Source organism: Mucilaginibacter sp. (assembly GCF_035492695.1).
Classification (GTDB): Bacteria; Bacteroidota; Bacteroidia; order Sphingobacteriales; family Sphingobacteriaceae; genus Mucilaginibacter.
This window is the reverse complement of the sequence record NZ_DATJJC010000033.1, coordinates 579,843-587,885: the sequence shown is the minus strand read 5'-3', so window position 1 is coordinate 587,885 and position 8,043 is coordinate 579,843. Positions and strand designations below refer to the sequence as shown.

The 8,043-nt window shown below is 46.4% G+C and carries 7 protein-coding genes; all 7 read left to right on the top strand.

Annotated features, from left to right (window positions below):
• Positions 1-583 (top strand): vanadium-dependent haloperoxidase (locus VL525_RS22775; RefSeq protein ID WP_325390077.1); only part of this gene is annotated, 583 nt, incomplete at its 5' end.
• Between the two features lie 16 nt (positions 584-599).
• Positions 600-1,421 carry a DoxX family protein gene (locus VL525_RS22770; RefSeq protein ID WP_325390075.1) on the top strand — a complete coding sequence of 274 codons (822 nt, stop codon included), beginning with the start codon at positions 600-602 and terminating at the stop codon, positions 1,419-1,421.
• 34 nt (positions 1,422-1,455) lie between these two features.
• Complete coding sequence (locus tag VL525_RS22765) at positions 1,456-2,547, top strand: hypothetical protein (protein WP_325390073.1); 1,092 nt, start codon at positions 1,456-1,458, stop codon at positions 2,545-2,547.
• 165 nt (positions 2,548-2,712) lie between these two features.
• The gene (locus VL525_RS22760; protein WP_325390070.1) at positions 2,713-3,177 is read left to right on the top strand and encodes a RidA family protein; all 465 of its coding nucleotides are present in this window, start codon (positions 2,713-2,715) and stop codon (positions 3,175-3,177) included.
• Positions 3,178-3,195: 18 nt separating this feature from the next.
• Positions 3,196-4,308, top strand: a complete 1,113-nt coding sequence (locus VL525_RS22755; protein WP_325390068.1) for a D-TA family PLP-dependent enzyme — start codon at positions 3,196-3,198, stop codon at positions 4,306-4,308.
• A 59-nt stretch (positions 4,309-4,367) separates the two neighbouring features.
• Positions 4,368-5,438 carry a dipeptidase gene (locus VL525_RS22750; RefSeq protein WP_325390066.1) on the top strand — a complete coding sequence of 357 codons (1,071 nt, stop codon included), beginning with the start codon at positions 4,368-4,370 and terminating at the stop codon, positions 5,436-5,438.
• The gene (locus tag VL525_RS22745) at positions 5,438-8,038 is read left to right on the top strand and encodes an MGH1-like glycoside hydrolase domain-containing protein (protein WP_325390064.1); all 2,601 of its coding nucleotides are present in this window, start codon (positions 5,438-5,440) and stop codon (positions 8,036-8,038) included. The genes VL525_RS22750 and VL525_RS22745 overlap by 1 nt, the downstream gene beginning before the upstream one ends.
• Positions 8,039-8,043 lie beyond the last annotated feature (5 nt).

The following is an 8,043-nucleotide window of genomic DNA, read 5'->3' as shown; positions in this document are numbered from 1 at the left end:
ACAGGAAACGATAGCCCGCTACTGGGACGACAACCCCTTTGTGGTGATGCACAACGGGCACATGATGTTTGCCGACAAGAAGATCACCCCCGGGGGGCACTGGATCGGCATTACCACGATAGCCTGCCGGCAAAGCAAGGCGAGCGCCACCAAAACGGCGCAGGCCTACGCCCTGACCTCGATCGCCCTGTTCGAATCGTTCATCACCTGCTGGGAAGTAAAGTACACCTATGCGTACGTAAGGCCGGTAACGGTGATCAACGAAAAGGTGGACCACAACTGGCTGCCGCTGCTGCAAACACCCCCGTTCCCGGAATACACGGCAGGGCACAGTACGATCAGTGCCGCATCAGCTGTAGTACTAACCCATGAATTTGGCGACAACTATGCCTTTCACGACACCAGCGACCTGAAATACATCGGCCTGCAGCGGGACTTCAAATCGTTCATCAAGGCATCGGACGAAACAGCGATGAGCAGGTTCTATGGCGGCATCCACTACCTGAACAGTTCGGTTGAAGGCGCCAAACAAGGCAAACTGCTGGGCGAACTCATCTGGAATAAATTGAAACTGAATAACTGATAAAAGAAATTGAATAATGCACCGGCTAACATTACAACATAACGAAAGTAAAATACACTATACGCTGCGCTTTGCCTCGGCCATGTGCTTTATCGGGCATGGAACTTTTGGTATCATCGGTAAAAAAATATGGTTGAACTACTTTGCCGTGTTCGGTATAAATTCTGTTTTAGGAACGCAGTTAATGCCCTGGCTTGGCGCTATCGACATTCTGCTGGGAATATCCATTTTACTTTACCCTACAAGGGCAGTGTTAGGATGGCTTATGGTTTGGGGGGCAATTACCGCTTTTTGCAGGCCGATGTCGGGCGAACCGTTTGCAGAGTTTATCGAACGGGCTGGGAACTTCGGCGCTCCATTAACCTTGTTATTGCTAAGCGGCAGTAACCTCGCTGATATCAAAAGCTGGTTCGAAAGGATCAGTCCGGAAGCAAAAATAGGCTCTGATACCCGGAAGCGCATCATCATTTGTTTGCGAATAGTAGTTTGCCTGCTGTTTATTGGTCACGGCTGGCTCAATCTTATCGAAAAGAAGGGCATAATCGATCAATACACATCAATTGGTTTTTCAAACCCGGTTAATGTCGCACACATCGTTGGGCTCTTCGAAATTTTGGCGGCCATTTCAGTACTCATCAAACCAATACGTCCTTTGATACTGGCCTTCCTGGTATGGAAAATGGGAAGCGAATTATTCTACCCTCATTGGGAGCTATTTGAATTTATTGAGCGGGGTGGCAGCTATGGCGCTATACTGGCGCTATGGTTTGCGTTACCTGCATCAAATTTATTTACCGGTAAAACGGTAAAGGTACCAACAAGTATAAAAACAATTTAACATCACACAACAACAGACACCTAAAAATAATATCATGAAATCAACACTAAAACTTCTATCCGTAATTCTATTTCTCACACTCCTCAATAAAAATAATGTCTTTGCACAGGGTTGTGTAGCCATCAGGAGTACTGGTGGCCTTTGCACCATGGATGAACATCCTGATAGCGCCGTTAAAGGCGGTGCATGGCTTTTCAACAGCAATACACGTTATTATAAATCATTCAGGCATTATGTTGGAAAGGCAGAACAAACGGAGCGCGTTGCGGACAAAAACAACGTAATAAATAAAGTGGTAACCCAAGATTTTACTTTTACCCGCTTGTTCAACGACCGCTGGGCTTTGGCCCTGGATGTTCCGTTTGCTGATAACAGCCGGTCACAATTAAACAACCGGCCGGGCACACGCTTCAGCACGCATACTTTCGGCTTGGGCGATATAAGGGTAACGGGCTATTATTGGCTGCTAAACCCTGCTAAAGTTCACAATTTCAATATACAACTTGGTATAGGGGCTAAGTTTGCGACAGGCGCTTATAATTTGCAAGACTATTTTTTACAGAAGGACGGCACCACCAAACTACTCGGGCCTGTCGATCAATCTATCCAGTTGGGTGACGGTGGCACCGGCATAGCACTTGAAATTAATACTTACTATAATATCACCCATAAATTTGGGTTCTACGGCAACCTCTTTTACCTGGCCAACCCAAGGGATGTCAATGGCACACCAAGGTCGTCCTCTGCAGCAAGCGCTACCACAATTGCTGCGACAGGAGATGTAGAAAGCGTGCCGGATCAATATTTGATCCGTTTGGGGGCAAGCTGGTCGGTTAATCACTTCGATTTCTCGGCCGGTGTGCGTGATGATTGTTTGCCGGTGAAAGATCTTTTGGGTAACAGCGATGGTTTCAGAAGGCCGGGATATATTCTGTCAGCAGAGCCGGGTGTAACTTACCGCTTTAAGAATTTTGCGATATATGGCTTCTTCCCTATAGCCATCATGCGCGACCGCACTCAAAGCGTGCCGGATATAAGGACTACGCAGCTCACAGGAACTTATACCCACGGTGATGCGGCATTTGCTGACTACGTAGTGAATGTAGGGTTGACTTTTAAATTTTAAACAGACATATACATTGAGACCAATTTAGTTGAGGGCCGGAGGGATGAGATCCTCCGGCTTTTTTTGTTTAAACTCATGGCTACCGGCTATTGAGGTCAACTTTTATATTTGAATAATTTTATGTTGAACCCGCTTTGTATTGTCATAACTTTATAGTTTTACAACATGAATACACCTGATGAAAATTTCACCGCGCTTGGGCTAAACCTGCCACCTGCGCCAAAGCCGCTTGGCGTATACAAACCATTTTTAATTGACGGAAAACATGCCTTCGTTTCGGGACACGGAACGGTAAAGGACGACGGAACGCTTATAATTGGACGGATAGGCGATAGTATGACGCCCGAAGAAGGAAAACTGGCTGCCCAACAAGTCGGGCTTGCCATCCTGGCAACACTAAAAGCTAATTTGGGCAGCCTGAACAAGATCAAACGTGTGATCAAAGTTTTGGGTATGGTTAATTGCACATCCGATTTCGAAAAACACCCTTTTATCATTAATGGGTGCAGCGAACTGTTTGCCAAAGTTTGGGGTGAAGATAATGGGATAGGCGTAAGGAGCGCCGTGGGCATGGGCTCGTTGCCGGATAATATACCGGTGGAGATAGAGGCCTTGTTTGAATTGGTTTAGGTTTAGTCCATAAAACACATGAGCGATTCAAATTGGTATTTGATCAACGACATTGATAAGCTGGATACACCTGCTTTGGTGATCTATCCTGAAAGGGTGAAGCAAAACATCGGCTTATTGAAAAGTATGATCGATGATGTTTCGCGACTGCGGCCGCACGTAAAGACCAATAAATGCCGCGAGGCCTGTAGTTTGATGATCGAGGCCGGTATTACCAAATTCAAGTGCGCCACCATCGCCGAGGCCGAAATGCTTGGCCTGTGCAAAGCGCCGGATGCCTTGCTTGCTTATCAACCTATCGGGCCAAAACTGGAACGATTTGTCAAACTCATTAAAACTTATCCGGTCACTAAATACTCCTGCTTAATCGATAACATCGCGGCAGCAAAGCACATTTCAGAAATAGCGTTGTTAAATGATATTGTAATTCCTGTTTATATCGATTTGAACATAGGGCAGAACCGGACAGGTATAGTTTCAGAAAAAGCTTTGTCATTTTATATAGATTGCCGGGAGCTGAAGGGTATAAAAATTATTGGTTTGCATGCTTATGACGGCCATATCCATGATACTGATATGGATATTCGCATCAAAAAATGTGAAGAGGCTTTTGAAAAGGCCAGGCAATTGCAGCAGGATATAACGGACGGAGGTTATTCTGAACTGATTATTGTAGCGGGTGGATCACCGACCTTCCCAATTCACGCTAAGAGGCCGGTAATTGAATGCAGTCCCGGAACTTTCATTTATTGGGATAGGGGGTATTCGCTCATCTGCCCGGAACAACCCTTTTTGCCTGCGGCGGTGATCGTATCCAGGGTGATCTCGCTGCCTGATGAAACCAAAATATGTATCGATACGGGGCATAAGTCTGTTTCGGCGGAAAATGAATTGGCAAAACGGATTTGGTTCTTAAATGCGCCCGGCCTGGAACCAATAGGCCAAAGCGAAGAGCACCTGGTATTGGAAGCAGGTAAGGGGCACGGATACAAGCCAGGCGATGTGTTATATGGATTGCCATATCACGTTTGCCCTACCGTAGCATTATATGAAAGGGCAATAACCATTGAAGATAATAACATAAGCGGAGAATGGATGAACGTGGCGAGGGACAGGAAAATCAATATTTAATTTCGTAGTAGAGACGCAAAATCTTGCGTCTCTACTGCTACATAAAAGCAATAATACCAATGTTTACCATAGACGCCCACCTCGACCTGAGTATGAACGCGCTGGAATGGAACCGCGACCTGCGCAGGCCGGCTTCAGATATCAATGCACGCGAAAAAGGGCTAACCGATAAACCCGACCGGGGCAACGCAACCGTTTCGCTGCACGAATTGCGCAAGGGTAACATTGGGTTGGTGGTTGCCACGCAGATAGGCCGGTACGTGGCGCCTGATAATCGATTGCCCGGTTGGCACTCGCCCGAACAGGCATGGGCGCAAACGCAAGGGCAGGCAGCCTGGTACAAAGCCATGGAGGATGATGGGGAAATGGTTCAGATAACAAACCTAAGTTCACTTGAAGCACATGTTCAATTGTGGCAGGATAACCAATTGAAAAAAAAGCCAATAGGGTATGTGCTAAGTTTAGAGGGGGCGGATTCGATTGTTACAGTTCAGCATTTGGAAAGGGCTTATAATTATGGTTTGAGGGCAATTGGTCCGGCACACTACGGACCGGGCAGGTATGCCAATGGTACCGATGCAACCGGCAAAATGGGGCCAAAGGGGTTAGAATTACTAAAAGAAATTGAGCGCCTGAACGTTATACTTGATGCTACACATTTATGCGATGATGCCTTTTGGCAGGCGCTTGATAATTTCAACGGCCATATATGGGCAAGCCATAATAATTGCCGGGCCCTGGTAAATCACAACCGCCAGTTTAGCGATGATATGATCAAAGCACTCGTAGATCGTGGCGCAGTTATCGGCGCGGCGTTAGACGCCTGGATGATGGTACCGAACTGGGTGAGGTTCAAATCGACCCCTAAAGAAATGAACTGTAACCTGGAGGTAATGATCGATCACATAGATCACATTTGCGAGGTGGCCGGTAATGCCCTGCATGTGGGTATCGGCTCTGACCTTGACGGGGCATTTGGGCGTGAACAATGCCCGTACGATCTGGAAACCATTGCTGATCTTCAAAAAGTTCCTGCATTGCTGGCTAAAAGAGGGTATAGTGAGCAGGATATAGAAAACATGATGCACGGTAACTGGTTAAGATTTTTGAGAAAGGCGTGGAAAAACTGATGGATGAAGAAAAAAAAAGGCTAAAAGAAGGGAACGGCTGGAAAAAATGGGGCCCGTATGTAAGCGACCGCCAATGGGGAACCGTGCGCGAAGATTACAGTGCTAACGGGGATGCCTGGAATTACATTACCCATGATATGGCGCGCAGTAAGGCTTACCGATGGAGTGAAGAGGGAATAGCTGGAATTTGTGATGATGAACAATTGCTTTGCTTCGCCATAGCCCTGTGGAATAAAAAAGACCCGATAATAAAGGAACGCTATTTTGGCCTGTCGAACCCGGAAGGGAACCACGGCGAAGATGTAAAAGAGCTTTACTATTACCTTGATAGTACTCCGACGCATTCGTACATGAAAATGCTTTACAAATATCCGCAAAGCGAGTACCCTTATGCCTGGTTGTTGGATGAAAATAAGCGAAGAACGAGAAACGACCGGGAATTTGAACTAATTGACACCGGGATATTTAATGAGGATAAATATTTTGATGTATTTACCGAATACGCCAAGAACACTGCCGATGATATCCTTATCAGGATCACCATTCATAACCGGGGACCTGAAGCAGCTCCGCTGATCGTATTGCCGACAGTTTGGTTCCGTAACCGGTGGGCCTGGGGAAATAATGATTATAAACCAGCCCTGGAGGACGATTCGCATGGTATCATTGATATTTTTCACAGGGAACTTGGGCAATTCTGGCTAAAAGCGGAAGGCGAACCGGAACTAATATTTTGCGATAACGAAACCAATACCAAACGTTTGTACAATTACGATGGTGGAAAAGAATACTATAAGGATGGTATCAACGATTTTATTGTAAACGGGGCCCAAACCATCAACCCAAAGAAAACAGGTACCAAGGCCGCAGCAAAATACGATTTGTTGATACCGGCGAATCAAAGCGTCACCCTGCGGCTTCGGCTTACCAGGGAGGCCAAAAGGACGTTTGAAGATTTTGATGAGATATTCGGTGTGCGAAAGGCCGAAGCCGATGAGTTTTATAACAATTTACAGCAGCACGCCAGCGACACTACGGACCATGGCATGATACAGCGCCAGGCTTTTGCCGGCATGTTGTGGAGCAAGCAGTTCTATCATTATAATATTCACAAATGGCTGCATGGCGACCCGGCGGGGCCAAAGCCACCGGTCGAAAGATTAACCGGCCGCAATAGCAAGTGGGAACATCTTAATACGCGCGAAATAATATCCATGCCGGATAAATGGGAGTATCCCTGGTTTGCAGCCTGGGACCTTTCGTTCCATTGCCTGGCCCTTGGCAGCGTAGATATGAGTTTTGCTAAAAAACAACTGTTATTGCTTACCCGCGACTGGTATATGCATCCAAACGGTCAGTTACCTGCTTATGAATGGGACTTTGGCGACGTTAATCCGCCGGTATTGGCAATGACCACTTGGTCGCTTTATAACAAGGATAAGACCGATAACAAGGGCAAAGGCGACACTATATTCCTGGAAAGAATTTTCCATAAACTGATGCTGTATTTTACCTGGTGGGTTAACCGGAAAGATGCACAGGGAAACAATATTTTTGAAGGCGGCTTTCTGGGGCTTGATAATATCGGGGTTTTCGACAGGAATACCCAATTGCCTTATGGCCAGCATTTGGAACAGGCCGACGGCACCAGCTGGATGGCCGTTTATTCGCTTAACATGGTGCAGATTGCTGCGGAGTTGACGATGTACGACGTGGCCTATGCGGATATTGCTTCCAAGTTTTTTGAACACTTTATTTATATCGCCGGTGCGATGGACAACCTGGGAAACGACCAGGAGGGCCTGTGGGACGAACAAGATGGCTTTTTTTATGACCAGTTGCGTTCACCTGATGGCGCCGTTCGAAAAATGAAGGTGAGGAGTATTGTGGGCCTTATACCCCTATTTGCAACCCAGGTGCTTGATGACGAAGCAATTACGGATAGCCCGGTTTTTAAGGGACGAATGAAATGGTTTGAGGATAACCGGCCCGACCTTGCCAGCCTGGTATCGCGTTGGAATGAAAAAAACAGCAAAGGCAAACACCTCTTGAGTTTACTGCGTGGATACCGGATGAAATCGCTGCTTAAACATTTGCTGGATGAAAATGAGTTCCTGAGCCCTCATGGTATAAGGGCTTTGTCAAAATATCATCTCGACAATCCGTATACCGTAGCGGTGGATGGGAGGGAATTTAGTATTAAATATGTTCCTGCGGAAAGTGACAGCGGCTTGTTTGGCGGTAACAGCAACTGGCGGGGCCCAATATGGGTACCTATCAATTACCTGATCATTGACAGCCTGCACCGTTTTCACCAATATTATGGTGATAATTATAAAGTGGAATGCCCAACCAATTCGGGAAATTTCATGAATTTGAAAGAAATAGCCGATGAGTTGTACTACCGCATGCTAAAGATCTTTCTGAAAGATGAAAATGGCCGCAGGGCTGTTTTTGGTGATTACGAAAAGTTGCAAAATGACCCTTATTTTAAAGATCATATACTTTTTCACGAATATTTTGACGGAGACACCGGGCGGGGTTTAGGGGCGTCGCACCAAACCGGCTGGACGGGCCTCGTTGCAAATTGTTTACTTTAAATTCA

What these genes read in the sequence shown, in the direction of transcription:
- VL525_RS22770 (WP_325390075.1), top strand. Translation starts at nt 600, where the DNA reads ATGCACCGGCTAACATTACAACATAACGAAAGTAAAATACACTATACG.
- VL525_RS22765 (WP_325390073.1), top strand. Translation starts at nt 1,456, where the DNA reads ATGAAATCAACACTAAAACTTCTATCCGTAATTCTATTTCTCACACTC.
- VL525_RS22760 (WP_325390070.1), top strand. Translation starts at nt 2,713, where the DNA reads ATGAATACACCTGATGAAAATTTCACCGCGCTTGGGCTAAACCTGCCA.
- VL525_RS22755 (WP_325390068.1), top strand. Translation starts at nt 3,196, where the DNA reads ATGAGCGATTCAAATTGGTATTTGATCAACGACATTGATAAGCTGGAT.
- VL525_RS22750 (WP_325390066.1), top strand. Translation starts at nt 4,368, where the DNA reads ATGTTTACCATAGACGCCCACCTCGACCTGAGTATGAACGCGCTGGAA.
- VL525_RS22745 (WP_325390064.1), top strand. Translation starts at nt 5,438, where the DNA reads ATGGATGAAGAAAAAAAAAGGCTAAAAGAAGGGAACGGCTGGAAAAAA.